This is a genomic window from Nonomuraea diastatica, assembly GCF_004349015.1.
Classification (GTDB): Bacteria; Actinomycetota; Actinomycetes; order Streptosporangiales; family Streptosporangiaceae; genus Nonomuraea; species Nonomuraea diastatica.
The window spans coordinates 1-16,456 of the sequence record NZ_SMKP01000084.1; the positions used below are offsets into that span (position 1 = coordinate 1).

17 protein-coding genes are annotated in these 16,456 nt (G+C 69.4%); 12 read left to right on the plus strand and 5 right to left on the minus strand.

Features of this window, described 5'->3' with window-relative positions:
- From E1294_RS52975 to E1294_RS27270, 3 genes are all read left to right on the plus strand, one after another.
- The coding region (locus E1294_RS52975; RefSeq protein WP_220447966.1) for a hypothetical protein at positions 1 to 572 on the plus strand (572 nt) is incomplete at its 5' end.
- Between the two features lie 137 nt (positions 573 to 709).
- The gene (locus tag E1294_RS27265) at positions 710 to 2,653 is read left to right on the plus strand and encodes a serine/threonine-protein kinase (RefSeq protein ID WP_246083311.1); all 1,944 of its coding nucleotides are present in this window, start codon (positions 710 to 712) and stop codon (positions 2,651 to 2,653) included.
- 82 nt (positions 2,654 to 2,735) lie between these two features.
- Complete coding sequence (locus E1294_RS27270; protein WP_132512940.1) at positions 2,736 to 3,329, plus strand: SIMPL domain-containing protein; 594 nt, start codon at positions 2,736 to 2,738, stop codon at positions 3,327 to 3,329.
- Positions 3,330 to 3,375: 46 nt separating this feature from the next.
- Here the strand turns inward: E1294_RS27270 and nadA are convergent, their stop codons facing one another.
- Positions 3,376 to 4,548, minus strand: a complete 1,173-nt coding sequence (gene nadA / locus E1294_RS27275) for a quinolinate synthase NadA (RefSeq protein WP_132512942.1) — start codon at positions 4,546 to 4,548, stop codon at positions 3,376 to 3,378.
- A gap of 163 nt (positions 4,549 to 4,711) precedes the next feature.
- Between nadA and erpA the strand changes: the two genes are divergently transcribed.
- Positions 4,712 to 5,065 (plus strand): iron-sulfur cluster insertion protein ErpA, encoded by a 354-nt coding sequence (gene erpA, locus E1294_RS27280; RefSeq protein ID WP_043638338.1) that lies wholly within the window; start codon positions 4,712 to 4,714, stop codon positions 5,063 to 5,065.
- 107 nt (positions 5,066 to 5,172) lie between these two features.
- On the plus strand, positions 5,173 to 6,159 hold the full coding sequence (locus tag E1294_RS27285; protein WP_132512944.1) for a carbohydrate kinase family protein: 987 nt from the start codon (positions 5,173 to 5,175) through the stop codon (positions 6,157 to 6,159).
- Positions 6,160 to 6,210: 51 nt separating this feature from the next.
- Here E1294_RS27285 and E1294_RS27290 read toward each other — a convergent pair whose 3' ends face one another.
- Positions 6,211 to 6,456 carry a sulfurtransferase TusA family protein gene (locus E1294_RS27290; protein ID WP_132512946.1) on the minus strand — a complete coding sequence of 82 codons (246 nt, stop codon included), beginning with the start codon at positions 6,454 to 6,456 and terminating at the stop codon, positions 6,211 to 6,213.
- Positions 6,453 to 7,595 carry a cysteine desulfurase family protein gene (locus E1294_RS27295; RefSeq protein ID WP_165977498.1) on the minus strand — a complete coding sequence of 381 codons (1,143 nt, stop codon included), beginning with the start codon at positions 7,593 to 7,595 and terminating at the stop codon, positions 6,453 to 6,455. The genes E1294_RS27290 and E1294_RS27295 overlap by 4 nt, the downstream gene beginning before the upstream one ends.
- A gap of 199 nt (positions 7,596 to 7,794) precedes the next feature.
- Between E1294_RS27295 and ctaC the strand changes: the two genes are divergently transcribed.
- From ctaC to E1294_RS27315, 4 genes are all read left to right on the plus strand, one after another.
- A complete protein-coding gene (ctaC, locus tag E1294_RS27300) occupies positions 7,795 to 8,577 on the plus strand; it encodes an aa3-type cytochrome oxidase subunit II (protein ID WP_484213983.1) in 783 nt (260 codons plus the stop codon).
- Positions 8,574 to 10,235 carry an aa3-type cytochrome oxidase subunit I gene (gene ctaD, locus E1294_RS27305; RefSeq protein WP_132512950.1) on the plus strand — a complete coding sequence of 554 codons (1,662 nt, stop codon included), beginning with the start codon at positions 8,574 to 8,576 and terminating at the stop codon, positions 10,233 to 10,235. The genes ctaC and ctaD overlap by 4 nt, the downstream gene beginning before the upstream one ends.
- Entirely contained in the window at positions 10,235 to 10,648 is a 414-nt protein-coding gene (locus E1294_RS27310; protein WP_132512952.1) for a cytochrome c oxidase subunit 4, read from the plus strand. The genes ctaD and E1294_RS27310 overlap by 1 nt, the downstream gene beginning before the upstream one ends.
- 210 nt (positions 10,649 to 10,858) lie before the next feature.
- Complete coding sequence (locus E1294_RS27315; RefSeq protein WP_132512954.1) at positions 10,859 to 12,082, plus strand: L,D-transpeptidase; 1,224 nt, start codon at positions 10,859 to 10,861, stop codon at positions 12,080 to 12,082.
- 68 nt (positions 12,083 to 12,150) lie between these two features.
- Here the strand turns inward: E1294_RS27315 and trpD are convergent, their stop codons facing one another.
- Complete coding sequence (gene trpD / locus E1294_RS27320; protein ID WP_132512956.1) at positions 12,151 to 13,197, minus strand: anthranilate phosphoribosyltransferase; 1,047 nt, start codon at positions 13,195 to 13,197, stop codon at positions 12,151 to 12,153.
- 6 nt (positions 13,198 to 13,203) lie between these two features.
- On the minus strand, positions 13,204 to 13,629 hold the full coding sequence (locus E1294_RS27325) for a hypothetical protein (protein ID WP_132512958.1): 426 nt from the start codon (positions 13,627 to 13,629) through the stop codon (positions 13,204 to 13,206).
- Positions 13,630 to 13,834: 205 nt separating this feature from the next.
- Here E1294_RS27325 and ctaE point away from each other — a divergent pair, with 205 nt between their 5' ends.
- From ctaE to qcrA, 3 genes are read left to right on the plus strand one after another with little or no spacing between them, the layout of a single operon-like run.
- On the plus strand, positions 13,835 to 14,473 hold the full coding sequence (gene ctaE / locus E1294_RS27330) for an aa3-type cytochrome oxidase subunit III (RefSeq protein WP_132339473.1): 639 nt from the start codon (positions 13,835 to 13,837) through the stop codon (positions 14,471 to 14,473).
- A 14-nt stretch (positions 14,474 to 14,487) separates the two neighbouring features.
- The gene (gene qcrC, locus E1294_RS27335; RefSeq protein ID WP_132512960.1) at positions 14,488 to 15,297 is read left to right on the plus strand and encodes a cytochrome bc1 complex diheme cytochrome c subunit; all 810 of its coding nucleotides are present in this window, start codon (positions 14,488 to 14,490) and stop codon (positions 15,295 to 15,297) included.
- Positions 15,294 to 16,406, plus strand: a complete 1,113-nt coding sequence (gene qcrA, locus E1294_RS27340; protein WP_132512962.1) for a cytochrome bc1 complex Rieske iron-sulfur subunit — start codon at positions 15,294 to 15,296, stop codon at positions 16,404 to 16,406. Before qcrC ends, qcrA begins: the two co-directional genes overlap by 4 nt.
- Positions 16,407 to 16,456 lie beyond the last annotated feature (50 nt).

The following is a 16,456-nucleotide window of genomic DNA, read 5'->3' on the forward strand; positions in this document are numbered from 1 at the left end:
CCCTGTACGCCGAGGCCGCCAGGCTGGCCGCGCTGGCCCCCGCCCACCCCGAGCAGGTGACGGTCGTCGCCCACGGCGTGGCCTGCTGGCACGCGGAGGCGTTCGCCAGGCTGCACCCGCTCTGCGTGGCGGGGCTGGTCCTCGTGGCCCCGGCCTGCGCCAGGAAGCGGCGGCCGCTCGCACTTGCCAGATCCGCGGGCCGGTGGCTGCCCGCCCTGGGCGGCACGTGGGGGGCGACCGCGCTGGCCCGCATGATCGGCCCCCCGGCGCACCGGCTGTTCGCGGGCTGCTCCGACCCTGCGGGCGTCTACAGCATGGGCAAGGTGCCGGCCGCCGTCGTGGGGGAGTGGCTGGCCCGGCGCGACATGGCGGCCGACCTGCACCGGCTCAGGGAGGAGAAGCCGGTCCCCGCCGTGGCGGTCACCGTGATCAGCACGGGCGAGCGGGACGCCTGCCAGGAGCGGCTCGCGCAAGACCTGGCGGCCGAGCTCGTACGCCTGCCGGCCGTCGGCCGCCAGGTGCCCCTCGAAGCCCCGGAGGCGATCGTGGACGCCGTCTCAGGCGTACGCTGAGGTGGTCCCGTGAACGGGTGACGGGGAGCCGCGAAACCCACCAGAATGGCGTGAAAGACGCCATATTGTGGGGGTAGTACATGCCGGACCTCGCGGCTCCGAGGCCAGGGGATCCCGCGTCCGTGGGGGCGTACACCGTGACCGGACGCCTGGGCGAGGGCGGGCAGGGCATCGTCTACCTGGCGACGGCGCCGGACGGCACGAAGGTCGCGCTCAAGCTCCTGCGCGCCGACCTGGCGGGCGACCGCGAGGCGTCGGAGCGGTTCGTCCGCGAGGTGGCGATGGCCCGGCGGGTGGCACCGTTCTGCACGGCCCAGGTCATCGAGACGGGGCTGTTCGGCGGCCGGCCGTACATCGTGAGCGAGTTCATCGACGGCCCCACGCTCGCCGAGGTCGTGCGCACGCAGGGGCCGCGCGAGGGAGCCTCCCTGCACCGGCTGGCCATCGGCACCGTCACGGCGCTGGTGGCGATCCACCAGGCGGGCATCGTGCACCGCGACTTCAAACCGTCGAACGTGGTGCTGGCCTCCGACGGCCCGCGGGTGATCGACTTCGGTATCGCCAAGGCACGCGACCTCACCTCGACGCTCACCGGCGCGGTGGTCGGCACGCCCGCGTTCATGGCGCCCGAGCAGTTGTCCGGGTCGAGCCCGGGGCCGAAGTCCGACATGTTCGCGTGGGCGTGCACGCTGCTGTACGCCGCGTCGGGGCAGCCGCCGTTCGGGCAGGACAGCCTGCCCGCCGTGATCAACCGCATCATGCACACCGAGCCGGACGTCGGCGCCGTCCAGGATCCCGCGCTGCGCACGCTGGTGACGGACTGCCTGGCCAAGGACCCCGACCGGCGGCCCGCCGCGAACGACGCCCTGATGCGCCTGCTCGGCCACGCTCCGGCTCCGCAACCCGCGTACGAGCAGCCAGGCCTCCTCCAGCAGGGCAGCGCGGCGGCCGCCTCCCGCCTGCGGGCGCCGCACCAGTCGAGGGCCGTCTATCCGCACACGCAGCCGGGGCGGAGACGGGCGACCGGCTGGATCATCGCCGGGAGCGTCGCGGGCGCCCTCGTCCTCGCCGCTGCCGGCACGTTCGTCGCCGTGCGCCTCGGCGACCTGCAGGGCCGTACGACGTCCCCCACGCCGACCGTCGCCATGCCCGACTCGTCCGGCCCTGCCACCACGGGAGGGCCCACCACGGGAGGGCCCACCGAGGGGACGGTCACGCTTCCCGGCACCTCCGTGGAGATCGAGGAACGCGCGGACGACCCGATCAGGCTCGCGTCGTACACGACCGGCAGCGGCAAGAGCCTCTACGTCAGGCAGCACGCGAGCGGCGCCTTCACCCGCGACCGCCGCTATTTCGACTACGCCCTGGATCCCGGCAGCAACCGGGCACTCGGCACCGACGTGGACTACAGCGCCGACTACCACGCCACCGTCTCGATCATCGACCACGCCACCGACGCCAAACGCGTCGTCAAGCTCAGCCGCAAGCCGGTCTTCCCCACCACGCCGCGCTGGTCGCCCGACGGCAGGTACGGCCTGGTCACGCTCTACAAGGGCGCCGATGGCGACACCGACGAGCACGGCTACGGCATCATCGACATCGCCGAGGGGACGGGCCGCACGTTCCCGATCAAGGAGGAGGGCGCGGGTGAGTGGCGCTTCTTCTGGAACGCGGACAGCCGGTCGGTCGGCACGTGGGTCGGCGGCAAGATGACGTTCTACGACCTGAACGGCAAGCGCCTGCGCACCTTGCGGGACGCCGGGTCGCCGGTGTGGGTGGAGGGCGACGACGTCTCGCCGTCGGGCGACCGCTTCCTGGCCCACTGCACGAGCGCGCGCACGTCGCTGTGCGCCCGCCCCACCTCGGGCGACGACACCGGTGTGGTCACCGTCCCGTTCGCCAGCAAGCGGCTCATCGGCTGGTGGGACGACGAGCACCTGGCGGTGTGGCGCGCCAAGGGGTCCGGGCACGAGGCCGTGGTGATCGACCTGTCCGGCCGGGTCAGCCGCGTGCTGGCGACGGCGCCGGAGAAGGCGGAGTTCGGCCGCATGGGCTTCCGCTTCAGCAGGAACCCCTCGTAAGCCGCCAGGGGATCTGATACGCAGTGAGGGACACGACCGCCTTCCGGGAAGGACCCGGGAAGGACCCCGGAAAGGACAGGGCATGGACATCACCGTCGTCGGCGAGGGCGCCGTCCTGGCCGTGCCCGACATCCTGCGGCTGCACGCGGGCGTCGAGGTGCGCAGGGCGTCGGCCGCCGACGCCTTCGCCGCCGTCAGGGCGGCCGCCGCCCGGCTGGCCGAGGCGCTGAGCGGGGCGGGGATCGCCCCTGAGGACGTCCGCACGGCCGAGCTCTCCCTCGGGCCCGAGTACGAGTCCTATCCGAAGGTGGCCGCCTACCGCGGGGCGCGGGGCGTGGAGGTCGTCGTCCGCGACCTGGCCGGGGCCGACGGCGTCATCGACACCGTGGCGGGGGTGGGCGAGGAGGCCCGGCTCAACGGCGTGGTGTTCGAGGTGTCGGATCCGGCCGGCGCGCTGCGGGAGGCCCGGGTCCTGGCGTTCCGCGACGCCGCCGCCAAGGCGGCCCAGTACGCCGAGCTGTCCGGCCGGCCGCTGGGCCGCGTCGTGTCGGTGAGCGAGGAGGTCGAGAGCGGCCCGCAGCCGCTCACGATGGCCGCCGCGGAGAGCGGCGCCTCGATCAGTCCTGGCCGCCAGACCCTCTCGGTGAGGGTCCGGGTCGGCTACGACTTCGCGTAGGCCCGAGGCCCGCCCGAAGCCCCGGCCCTGGGCCTCGGGCGGCGCGTCACGGGAGGGCCAGCATGCGGTCGAGGGCGACTCTGGCCCAGTGGGCGGTGTCGTCGTCCACCGTGATCTGGTTGACCACCGCACCGCCCGGCGCGCCGTCCTCCCGGGTGACCAGCGACTCCAGCGCCCACACCAGGTGGGGCAGGTCGATCCGGTTCATCGTCGAGCAGTAGCAGACCGTGCGGTCCAGGAACGAGACGTTCTTGTCGGGGAACGTCCGGGCCAGGCGCTTGACCAGGTTGAGCTCGGTGCCGATCGCCCAGCTGGAGCCCGCCGGCGCCGCCTCAAGCGTCCTGATGATGTGCTCGGTCGAGCCCACGTGGTCGGCCTTGAGCACCACCTCGTGGCGGCACTCCGGGTGCACGAGCACGTTGACGCCCGGGATGCGCGCGCGTACGTCGTCCACCGACTCCGCGGTGAAGCGGCCGTGCACCGAGCAGTGGCCCCGCCAGAGGATCATCCGCGCGCGCTCAAGCTGCTCCCGCGTCAGCCCGCCGCCCGGGCGGTGCGGGTTCCACACCACGCAGTCGTCCAGCGACATGCCCATCTCCAGGACCGCCGTGTTGCGTCCGAGGTGCTGGTCGGGCAGGAACAGCACCTTGCCGCCCTGCTCGAAGGCCCAGTCGAGGGCGCGGCGGGCGTTGGAGGAGGTGCAGACCGCGCCCCGGTTCCTGCCGCAGAACGCCTTGATGTCGGCGCTGGAGTTCATGTAGGTGACCGGGATCACCTGGCCTGCCAGCCCGGCGTCCTCCAAGGCGTCCCAGCACTCCTCGACCTGGTCGAACGTGGCCATGTCGGCCATCGAGCAGCCGGCCGCCAGGTCCGGCAGGACCACCTTCTGGGCGTCACCGGTCAGGATGTCAGCGGACTCGGCCATGAAGTGCACGCCGCAGAAGACGATGTACTCCGCCTCGGGCCGGGCCGCCGCCTGCTGGGCCAGCTTGAAGGAGTCGCCTGTCACGTCGGCGAACTGGATGACCTCGTCGCGCTGGTAGTGGTGGCCGAGCACGAAGAGGCGGTCGCCGAGGGCCTCCTTCGCCTTGCGGGCGCGTTCCACGAGGCCGGGGTCGGAGGCGGGCGGCAGCTCGCCGGGACACTCGACCCCCTTCTCACTGTGCGGATCGGCGCCACTGCCGAGGACGAAGAGTGGCAGTCCAGTCTGGGTGGCCATGGCCGTACCCCCTTATCGTCGAATTGACGATACTCATCATGGCACACGGACGAACGCGGGCAATCGGGGGGACGTGGCCCCGGGAATGTGTGGCATCCCCGAGGTGTTGGTAGCGTCATCAGTAGGACGTCGAAAACAGACAGCCGGGTTAGGGAGTCAGCAGATGACGGTTGAGAGCAGCGAGACCACGGCACAGGGCCTGATCCTGACCGACGCGGCCGCGGCCAAGGTCAAGAGCTTGCTCGAGCAGCAGGGCGAGGAGGGCCTGCAGCTGCGGGTCGCCGTGCAGCCGGGCGGCTGTTCCGGCCTGCGCTACCAGCTCTTCTTCGACGACCGGTCGATGGACGGCGACGTGGTGTCCGACTTCGGCGGCGTCAGTGTGGTCACCGACCGGATGAGCGCGCCCTACCTGATGGGCGCCTCGATCGACTTCGTCGACACCATCGAGAAGCAGGGCTTCACCATCGACAACCCCAACGCCACGGGCTCCTGCGCCTGCGGCGACTCGTTCAACTAGAGCGACGGGCGACTGGTCGCCAGGTCCCGTGCGCCTTTGTGCGCGCGGGACCTTGACGTATTCTCGTTGGGCCCACTGGCCTGCTGACAACGAGGAAGAAGAACCCCGTGCGCATCGCCGTAACCGGCTCCATCGCGACAGACCATCTGATGACCTTTCCCGGAAGCTTCGGCGATCAGCTGATCGCCGAGCAACTCGACCGGGTGTCACTTTCGTTCCTGGTCGATGACCTACAGATCCGTCGCGGTGGATGCGCCGCGAACATCGCGTTCGGCATGGGCTGTCTGGGCCTGACGCCCATGCTGGTGGGTGCCGTCGGCAACGACTTCGCCGACTATCGTTCGTGGCTGGAGCGCCACGGCGTCGACTGCGGATCCGTGCACGTCTCGGAGACCCGGCACACCGCCCGCTTCCTGTGCACGACCGACGACCACCACAACCAGATCGCCTCCTTCTACACGGGGGCCATGGCCGAGGCCCGGCTGATCGAGCTGCAGCCCGTCGCCGAGCGTGTCGACGGCCTCGACCTCGTGCTCATCAGCCCCAACGACCCCGACGCGATGTTGCGCCACACCAAGGAGTGCCAGCAGCGCGGCATCGGCTTCGCCGCCGACATCTCCCAGCAGCTCGCCCGCATGGAGGACGAGCAGATCCGCACGCTCGTCGACGGCGCCTCCTACCTGTTCTCCAACGACTACGAGAAGGGGCTCATCGAGCAGAAGACCGGCTGGTCCGACGCGGAGGTCCTCGACCGGGTCGGCGTCCGGATCACCACGCTCGGCCCCAAGGGCGCCGTCATCGACCGCAAGGGCGAGCCCTCGATCATGGTCGCCCCCGCCCCCGAGCGGGGCAAGGCCGACCCCACCGGCGTCGGCGACGCCTTCCGTGCCGGCTTCCTCGCGGGCCTGGCCTGGGGCCTGCCGCTGGAGCGTTGCGGCCAGATCGGCAACCTGACCGCCACCCACGTGCTGGAGCGCGTCGGCGGCCAGGAATACGAGCTCGGCCAGCAGATCTTCCTCGAGCGGTTCGGCGCCGCCTACGGCGCCGAGGCGGCCGCGGAGGTCGCCGAGCACATCCGCTGCTACCACCCCTGAGCGCCGCAGGCCGTCCCGCCGCCGGGCGGGACGGCCCCGCGCGCGGGGCCGTCAGTAGTTGCGCCTGACGTGGATCGCCCAGCCGCCCTCCGGCAGCTCGTACGACCCGACGTGGCGGTGCGACTTCAGCCTGCACCACGCCGGCACGTCGGTGTAGGCGGCCGGGTCGTCGGCCAGCACCGCCACCACGGCGTTGAGCGGGACGTGGTTGATCTGCTCGGCCAGCATGATGATCGGGATCGGGCACTTCTTCCCGAGCGCGTCGATCGTCAAAGCCGGCTGCGTAACCTCGGTCATGCGACTCCTGCGTCCTGCCGGATGCGGCGCACCAGCTCGGGCAGCACGGCGAGGAATCGGTCGACCTCGGCCGCGGAAGCGCCCCTGGGCAGCGACACCCGGACATTCCCATGCGTCAGCACGCCCATCGCTTCCAGAACGTGCGATGGACGAAGCGTACTAGCGGTGCACGAGCTTCCTGACGACACGGCGAACCCGGCCTTGTCCAGCTCGGTCAGCAGCGCCTCGCCGTCGACGTACAGGCACGAGAAGGTCACGATGTGCGGCGCCCGCTGGTCGGGGTCGCCGATCACCTCCACGTCCGGGACGATCTTCGGGACCGTCTCCCTGATCCTGCCGACGAGCTCGGCCAGCCGCGCCTGCTCCTGCGACGCCTCCGCGGCCATCGCGCGCAGCGCGGCCGCCGCGGCCACGATACCGGGAACGTTCTCGAAGCCCGGCACCCGCCGCCGCTCCCGCTCGTCCTCCGGCAGGAACGAGCGGTATCGCGTGCCCTTGCGCACCGCCAGCACGCCCACCCCGGCGGGGCCGCCCCACTTGTGGGCGCTGGCCGCCAGCACCGACCAGCCAGGCGGGATCGGCATCCGGCCGGCCGTCTGCGCAGCGTCGACCAGCAGAGGCACCCCGTTGGCGCGGCACGCCGCGGCCGCCTCCGCCACCGGCTGCAGGGTGCCGACCTCGTGGTTGGCCGTCTGCAGGCAGGCCAGCGCCGTGCCGGGACGGGCCACCGCTTCGGTGAAGCGGTCGAGGTCGACACGGCCGGTCAGGCCGACGCCGACGGTCTCGACCGTGCCGCCGTCGCGTTCGTGCACGCCGCCGGCGTGCAGCACGCTGGAGTGCTCGACGGCCGTGGTGACCAGATGACGCCCGACCCTGCGCCTCCCGTGTAGGGTGCCGAGCACGCCGAGATGCACGGCCTGCGTGCCCGAGGAGGTGAACGACACCTCGTCGGGGCGCGCGCCGAGCGCTTCGGCCACCTCCGTGCGGGCCTGCTCGAGCAGCAGGTGCGCGCGGCGGGCCTGGCCGTAGAGTCTCGCGGGGTCGGCCCAGCCGACGTCGATCGCCGCCAGCAGCGCCTCGCGTGCCTGAGGGTGGAGCGGCTCACTCGAGGCCGCGTCGAAATACGCCACGAGACTCATCGTCCCACTTCCGGCGCCATGGAGGGGTCGCGCGGTGGGGCAAGGCCCCTGCACGCTAATGTGTCTGCTTGTCAGTCTGTGCATGAATCAGAAACAGCAATACGCGCCCAGGGGAAAGACTCTTGGGCTACATCTGTGGGGTAGGCGATCCGTGAGTCCGACTCGCCGTACGACGCGGCGTTCGTTGGCCCGGCGCAGGGTGCCACGCGCCGCCGCTTTGGCGTTGCTGCTGGCCACTGCTACGGCGTGTGCTAATGACGTCCCCGAGGCCGACTGGTCTCGCGGCCTTCTTCCCGGCCACATCACCGAAGAGGGCAATGTGGTCCAAAGCCTGTGGAACGGGGCCTGGATCGCCGCGCTCGCCACGGGTGCCGTCGTCATTGTCCTGATCGTGTGGGCGGCCATCTTCCACCGCAAGCGCAGGGCGAAGGCCGAGCTCCCGCCGCAGGTCCGCTACAACCTGCCGATCGAGATGCTCTACACCTTGATCCCGCTCGTCATGGTGTCGGTGTTCTTCTTCTTCACCGCCCGCGACAGCGAGCGCCTCACGCATGTCTCCGGCAACGCGCCGGTGAAGGTCAAGGTCGAGGCGTACCAGTGGAGCTGGCGTTTCACCACCACCGTCAACGGCAAGACGCTGCCGCCGGTCTCCGGCGTGCCGGTGAGCGACTACAACAAGGGCCCCCAGCTGGTCCTGCCGACGAAGACCAAGGTCGAGTTCGACCTGCAGAGCGACGACGTCATTCACTCGTTCTGGGTGCCGGAGTTCCTGTTCAAGCGGGACGTCATCCCCGGCCTCCAGCAGGACGACCCGGGTCGCAAGTTCGAGGTCACGACGCTCGACCGGACAGGCGTGTTCGCCGGCCGCTGCGCCGAACTGTGCGGTGTCGACCACAGCCGGATGCTCTTCTCGGTGAAGCTCGTTCCGCAGGCTGAGTTCGACCAGTACATCGCGACCCAACAGGCTGGGAGTGCCCAGTGACCGCCATCCAAGAACCACTCAGGACGCCGATCAGGCCCGAAACCAAGGGCCAGATCATCGCCAAGTGGCTGTCCTCCACCGATCACAAGATCATCGGGCACCTCTACCTGATCTCGTCGTTCGTGTTCTTCCTCATCGGCGGCGTCATGGCGCTGGTCATGCGGGCCGAGCTGGCGCAGCCCGGCCTGCAGTTCACCAGCAACGAGCAGTTCAACCAGCTGTTCACCATGCACGGCACGATCATGCTGCTCATGTTCGCGACGCCGCTGTTCGCCGGCTTCGCCAACGAGCTGATGCCGCTGCAGATCGGCGCCCCCGACGTGGCGTTCCCGCGCCTCAACATGGTGAGCTACTGGCTCTACCTGTTCGGCAGCATCATCGCGGTCTCGGGCTTCTTCACCCCGGGCGGTGCGGCGTCGTTCGGCTGGTTCGCCTACACGCCGCTGTCCAACGCGATCAACTCGCCCGGCGTCGGCGGCGATCTGTGGATCATGGGCCTGGCCCTGTCGGGTCTGGGCACCATTCTCGGCTCGGTCAACTTCATCACCACGATCATCTGCATGCGCGCTCCCGGCATGACCATGTTCCGCATGCCGATCTTCACCTGGAACGTGCTGCTGACCAGCATGCTCGTGCTGATGGCGTTCCCGGTGCTGGCCGCCGCGCTGCTGGCGCTGGAGGCCGACCGCAAGCTGGGCACCCACATCTTCGACTCGGAGTTCGGCGGAGCGTTGCTCTGGCAGCACCTGTTCTGGTTCTTCGGCCATCCCGAGGTGTACATCATCGCGCTGCCGTTCTTCGGCATCGTGACGGAGATCCTGCCGGTCTTCAGCCGCAAGCCGATCTTCGGTTACATCAGCCTCGTGGCCGCGACGATCTCCATCGCCGGTCTGTCCATCACGGTCTGGGCGCACCACATGTTCCCGACCGGGCAGGTGTTGCTGCCGTTCTTCTCGTTCATGACGTTCCTCATCGCGGTGCCGACAGGTGTGAAGTTCTTCAACTGGGTCGGCACGATGTGGCGCGGGCACCTGAGCTTCGAGTCGCCGATGTTGTTCTCGGTCGGGTTCCTGGTGACCTTCCTGCTGGGCGGGCTGACCGGCGTCATCCTGGCCTCGCCGCCGCTCGACTTCCACATCAGCGACACCTACTTCGTCGTGGCGCACTTCCACTACGTGGTGTTCGGTACCGTGGTATTCGCCATGTTCGCCGGCTTCTACTTCTGGTGGCCCAAGTTCACCGGCAAGATGCTCGATGACAAGCTCGGCAAGCTGCAGTTCTGGCTGCTGTTCATCGGCTTCCACACCACGTTCCTCATCCAGCACTGGCTGGGCGTGGTGGGCTTCCCGCGCCGCTACGCCGACTACAGCGCAGCCGACGGCTTCACCGACCTCAACATGATCTCGTCGGTGGGCGCGTTCATCCTGGGCGCCTCGACGCTGCCGTTCTTCTACAACGTCTGGAAGACCTGGCGCAGCGCGCCCAAGGTCACCGTCGACGACCCCTGGGGTTACGGCGGCTCGCTCGAATGGGCGACCTCCTGCCCGCCGCCGCGGCACAACTTCACCTCGCTGCCGCGCATCAGATCCGAGCGTCCCGCGTTCGACCTGCACTATCCGCACGTGTCCGCCAAGTCCGCCCAGGAGGTCGAGGCCTGATGAAGGTCCAGGGTTGGCTGTTCCTGTTGTGCGGCGTGTTCTTCGCCGGCGTCGACATCGCCTACTGGTTCTGGACCAAGGCGGAGATGGGCAGAGGCGAGCCGGTCGGCACCACGGCCATGGCCATCTCGGTCGGGTTCGCGTTCATGGTGGGCTACTACCTGATGTTCACCGCGCGGCGCATCGGCGCCCAGCCGGAGGACAGCAAGCAGGCCGAGATCAGCGACGGCGCGGGGGAGATCGGCTTCTTCAGCCCGAGCAGCTGGTGGCCGCTCTTCCTCTGCCTGGCGGCGGCCTTCGCCTTCGCCGGGTTCGTGATCGGCTTCTGGATGTTCCTGATCGGCGTGTTCCTGGTCATCATGGCCATGATCGGGTTCGTGTTCCAGTACTACCGGGGTAACTTCTCGCACTGAGCCACACCTGAGGCGGGCGCCCTCCCCTGGGGGAGGACGCCCGCTTTTTGGTGTTCTTTACCGGTACCCGGATGTGGTCATTCGATCACTCAGGGTACTAATGAGAAATCTGCTACGTGGACTGCCTCTATAGCCCTAACCAGGTACGGGGCGCCAAGCGAGCGGATTTCTCATCTAGTAAGGCAATGGAGCGGGACAAGGGAGTCACTCGTGGGGCGCGTAGCGTATGGATCGGCCGGCCTGCTGGCCTTGGCGCTGCTCACCGCGTGCTCGGCAGGCGGCACGTCGGGTGGCACGGCGGGCAAGCCCGACGGGGTCGCGATGGCGGGCGCGGGGGCGCGAGCGGCCTCTGTGACGTTCTCTCCGGCCGACAAGGCCGCCGACGTGCCCACGGACCAGCCCGTCGTGGTGTCGGCCCAAGGGGGCACGCTCAGGAGCGTGCGCGTGGAGGGGGACAAGTCCGGCTCGCTGGACGGTGTCCTGAGCGGTGACCGTACGCGATGGCGCAGTACCGTCACGGCCAGGCCGGGTGTGACCTACACGGTCACCGCGGTCTCGGCGGACGCCGCGGGCAAGCAGACCCAGACGCGGAGCACGTTCAAGACGGTCAAGAGCAACAAGACGTTCGACATCAAGACGATCACCCCGAACAAGGACTACACCGGGCTGACGGTCGGCGTCGGCATGCCCGTCATGATCGAGTTCGACCAGCCGATCGCCGACCGCGTGTCCGTCGAGCGCAACCTCCTCGTCCGCAGCTCCAAACCGGTGGAGGGTGCCTGGCACTGGTTCGACGACACCCATGTGGACTTCCGGCCGCGGAAGTACTGGCCCGCGCACACGAAGGTGCGGGTTGACGCCAAACTGGCAGGAGTGCGCGGCGGGCCCGGCATGTACGGCAAGCGCGACGTCCGCCTCAACTTCAAGATCGGCCGCGAGCAGATCACCAAGGGCAGCGTCAACAACCACGTGCTCACGGTCAGGCGGAACGGCAAGAAGGTCCGGACGATGCCGATGAGCGCCGGCCAGGGCGGGCAGTGGAAGTACCACACCACCTCGGGCATCCACCTGGCCATGTCGCGCGAACCGGTGACGATCATGACCTCGCCGGGGATCGGGCCCGGCTCCCCGGGCTACTACCGGCTGACGGTCTACAACACGGTCCGCATCTCCAACAGCGGCGAGTACGTGCACAGCGCACCCTGGTCGGTCGGGTCGCAGGGCCACGCGAACGTCAGCCACGGATGCGTGAACGTCAGCCCGGCGAACGCCGCGTGGTTCATCAAGAACACGCTGATCGGCGACCCGATCATCATCACGGGCTCGCCGCGGAAGCTGGAGCCCATGAACGGGTGGGGGCACTGGCAGGAGAGCTGGAAACAGTGGCTCAAGTGGAGCTCGATCAAGTCGGGCCCCACCGTCACCCTGCCGTAGCCGGCCACCGTACGACAACCACACGAGGTCGTACGAGCCAGGAGTGTCAGGGCCGCGGGGCCTGGGCGTCAGGCGGGGCCGCAGGCGCTGCTGACCTTCACCCAGCGGTCGAGAGTGGCCGCAGCCGCCCCCGAGTCGACCGCCTGCACCGCGCGGGCGTAGCCGTCGGTCATCGCCGAGCCGAGGTTGTCGCCGGGTCCGTCGAGGGCCACCAGGGCCGCGGCCGCGTTGAGCAGGACGGCGTCGCGCACCGGGCCGGTCTTGCCGCGCACCAGGTCGTGCACCGCCTGGGCGTTGAACGCCACGTCGCCGCCGCGCAGCGCGCCCACGTCGGCGCGTGGGATGCCGAGCACCGACGGGTCGAAGCCGGTCTGCGTCGCGGTGCCGTCTTTCACCACCCAGACCGTGGAGGTGCCGGCGATGGTCAGCTCGTCGAGGCCGTCGTCGCCGCGGAACACCAGGGCGGAGACCCCGCGCTCGGCGAAGACGCCGGCCAGCACGGGCAGCATCGCGGCGTCGAAGACGCCGATGGCCTGGGCGGCGGGGCGGGCCGGGTTGGTGAGCGGCCCCAGGAAGTTGAAGACCGTGGGGACGCCGATCTCCTTGCGGGTGGGCCCGGCGAAGCGGAGCGCGGGGTGGTAGACCGGGGCGAAGCAGAACGCGATGCCCGCCTCGCGCGCCACCAGCGCCGTCTGCTCGGGCGTCAGGTCGAGCCGGATGCCCAGGTGCTCCAGGACGTCGGCGGCGCCGCACGAGGACGAGGCGGCGCGGTTGCCGTGTTTGACGACCCTGGCGCCCGCGGCGGCGGCCACGATGGCGGCCATCGTCGAGACGTTGACGGTGTGGGCGCGATCGCCGCCCGTGCCGACGACGTCGACCACGGGGCCCTCGACGCTGAGCGGCGTGGCCAGCTCCAGCATGGTGCGGGCCAGGCCGACCACTTCGGCCACCGTCTCGCCCTTGGCGCGCAGCGCGATCGCGAAGCCGGCGATCTGCGCGGACGTCGCGGCGCCGGACATGATCTCCCGCATCGCCCAGGCCGTCTCGTCGGAGGTGAGGTGCTCGCCTGACAGGAGAGCGGAAAGCAGGGTGGGCCAGGTCGTCCGGGAGTCCATGGGCACCTACTTAGCGTTGAGTCGGGTGGAGGAGCGGCGGCGCATGAGGTCGGCGACCGTGTCGGCCAGCACCATCGGCTCCAGAGGCTGCGACACGACGGCGTCGGCCTTGGACCAGTCGGCCAGCCAGCGGTCGTCGCGCCTGGCGATGATCAGGCAGATGGGCGGGCAGTCGTAGACCTCGTCCTTCGCCTGGCGGGAGATGCCCATGCCACCCGCGGGCTGGGTCTCGCCGTCGAGGACGGCCACGTCGATCTCGCCGGAGCCCAGCCACTGGTGGACCTTGGGCTCGGTGGCGCACTCCACGATCTCGACGAAAGGCACGTCGGCGGCCGGGCGCCTGCCGACGGCCGCGCTCACCTCGGCCCTGGTGGCGGCGTCGTCGCTGTAGACGAGGACCCTCATCGTGTCGTCGGTGCTCCCAGTGGACATCGCTGTCGCGCTCACTATCGTGTCGTAGCAGTATGGTCACCTGGGATCGTACCGGTGCGGCGGTGTGCAATCCCAGGCCGCCCGAGCGCGTGGCGCGCAGGGTGGGCGGTTTGGGTGTGGTTTGTCCCAATTATCCCAGGTTGGTGCGCGGTTCGTGCCCCCTAACGGGGGGTCGTGCGCCGGACCAACCACTGGAGCCGCAATAATGCTGCCCGTGGCGACAGCATCCGCAATAACTTCGACGACGGCAGCCCAGCCGTACCGCAGACCCAATCTGGTCAGCGTCGGTACGATCGTCTGGCTGTCCTCCGAGCTCATGTTCTTCGCGGCGCTGTTCGCGATGTACTTCACCATCCGGTCGGTGAGCGAGGGGAGGGGCCTGGCGTGGAATCCGCTCATGGTCCCGAACCCCGAGCACGACTTGAACATCCCGTTCGCGACGGTCAACACGATCATCCTGGTGCTGTCGAGTGTGACGTGCCAGCTCGGCGTGTGGGCCGCGGAGAAGGGGCAGGTCGGCAAGCTCCGCTTCTGGTACATCGTCAGCTTCCTCATGGGTGCGGTCTTCATCGCGGGGCAGCTGTACGAGTACGGCGAGCTGGCGTCAGACGGCGCGACCCTGTCCGCCAACGCCTACACCTCGGTGTTCTACCTGACGACGGGCTTCCACGGCCTGCACGTGACCGGTGGCCTGATCGCGTTCCTGTTCATGCTGGGACGCACGTACGCCGCGAAGCGCTTCACGCATGAGCAGGCCACCAGCGCGATCGTCGTGTCCTACTACTGGCACTTCGTCGACGTCGTCTGGATCGGTCTTTTCGCGACCATCTACATCATTCGTTAAGGAACGGGACTTCTGTGACTAGGATCACCGCTTGGCGGCGGCATCCCCTAGCGAGGTACGCCGTCCTGATTTTGGCGTTGGCGCTGGTCGGGATGGCATACGCCGCTTTTGTCCAGGCGGGTAAGCCTGCCGACGCGGCATTGGCGGCAGGCAAGGTCGACGATGTGGCCGAGGGCAAGAGCCTGTTCGTGGCGCACTGCGCGAGCTGCCACGGCACCAACGCCGAGGGCACCGAGACGGCGCCCACGCTCATCGGCGTCGGCGCCGCGGCCGTCGACTTCCAGATGAGCACGGGCCGCATGCCCGCCGCCAACCCCGGGCCCCAGGCGCCCCGCAAGCCGCTGCCCGAGTGGGTCACCCCGGAGAAGATCAAGCAGATCTCCGCCTATGTGCAGTCGCTCGGCGGCGGCCCGCAGGTGCCGGGCGCCGAACAGGTCGACCCGAAGCTGGGCGACGCGGGCAGGGGCGGTGAGCTGTTCCGCGCCAACTGCATCCAGTGCCACAACTGGGCCGGCGCCGGTGGCGCCCTGACGCAGGGCAAGCACGCTCCCAACCTCAACGAGGCGACCCCCACGCAGATCTACGAGGCGATGGTCACCGGCCCGCAGGCGATGCCGGTCTTCAACGACACGACGATCACCCCGGAAGAGAAGCGCAGCATGATCGCCTACATCACGCAGGTGCGCGCGCAGAAGGACCCGGGAGGCTTCGCCCTCGGGCGGATCGGCCCGGTCACCGAGGGTCTCGTAGCGTGGATTGTGGGTCTCAGCGCCCTCGCACTGGCCGCCATCTGGATCACCGCGAAGAAGCGACAGAAGCCATGACAGACAACGAGCACGAGATCGAGCAGCCGGGCGAACGCGTCCCCAAGCGCGTCATCGGCACCCCCGCGCCGGGCACCTCGATGCTCGGCGCCAGCGAGCAGCCGCAGGAGGCCGACAAGGAGCTCCCCGGCGTCACGCTGCAGGACGAAGCCAAGGCCCGCAAGGCCGAGAAGATCGTGGCCCTGTGCTTCCTGATCACGTTCCTGGCGGCGATCGGGTTCATCATCTCCTACGTGGTCTTCCAGGTCGGCGGGCCCGAGGCGACCGGGGTGTCCAACCTCGCGCTGGGCAGCACCCTGACCGTGGCGATCCTGGGGCTGGCGATCGGCATCGTGATCTGGGTCCGCCAGATCATGCCGAAATACTCCCTGATCCAGGAGCGCCACGAGATGGCCTCCGCCGCCCCCGACCGCGACGTCGTGGCCGGCACGTTCGTCCAGGGCGCCAACGAGAGCGGCTTCGTCAAGCGCAAGCTGCTGCGCCGCACGCTGCTGCTCGCGGCCGCGCCGCTCGGGCTGGTGCCGCTGGTGTTGCTGCGCGACCTCGACAACAACAAGATGCCCGGCGCCAAGTTCAACCAGACCCTGCGCCACACCGTCTGGGGCGAGAAGACCAAGGAGGGCAAGCCGCTCAGACTCGTCGTCGAGGGCACGGGCCAGCCGATCCGCGCCGCCGACTTCAACTCGCCCGGCGGCATCCTGTCGGTCGTCCCCGAGGGCTACGAGCACGACCTCACCGCCCTCGCCAAGGCGACGCTGATCCTGATCAAGTTCCGTCCTGAAGAGATCAAGAGCGGCACCCGCCAGAACTGGACGCACGACGGCATCGTGGCCTATTCCAAGATCTGCACCCACGTGGGCTGCCCCGCGGCGCTCTACGAGCAGAACACCCACCACATCCTGTGCCCCTGCCACCAGTCGACGTTCGACGCGGCCGACGGTGCCAAGGTCATCTTCGGTCCCGCGGCCCGGCCGCTGCCGCAGTTGCCGATCACCGTCGACGCCGAGGGCTATCTCATCGCCCAGCACGACTTCGAGGTGCCCGTCGGCCCCAGCTACTGGGAGCGCGGTGACGCCGAGGCCGCCGTCAGGGAAGGAGGCCAGACGTGAGCGAGCGTAGCGAGCCGATGATCCACCACAGCAGCGTGTCGCTCATGCGG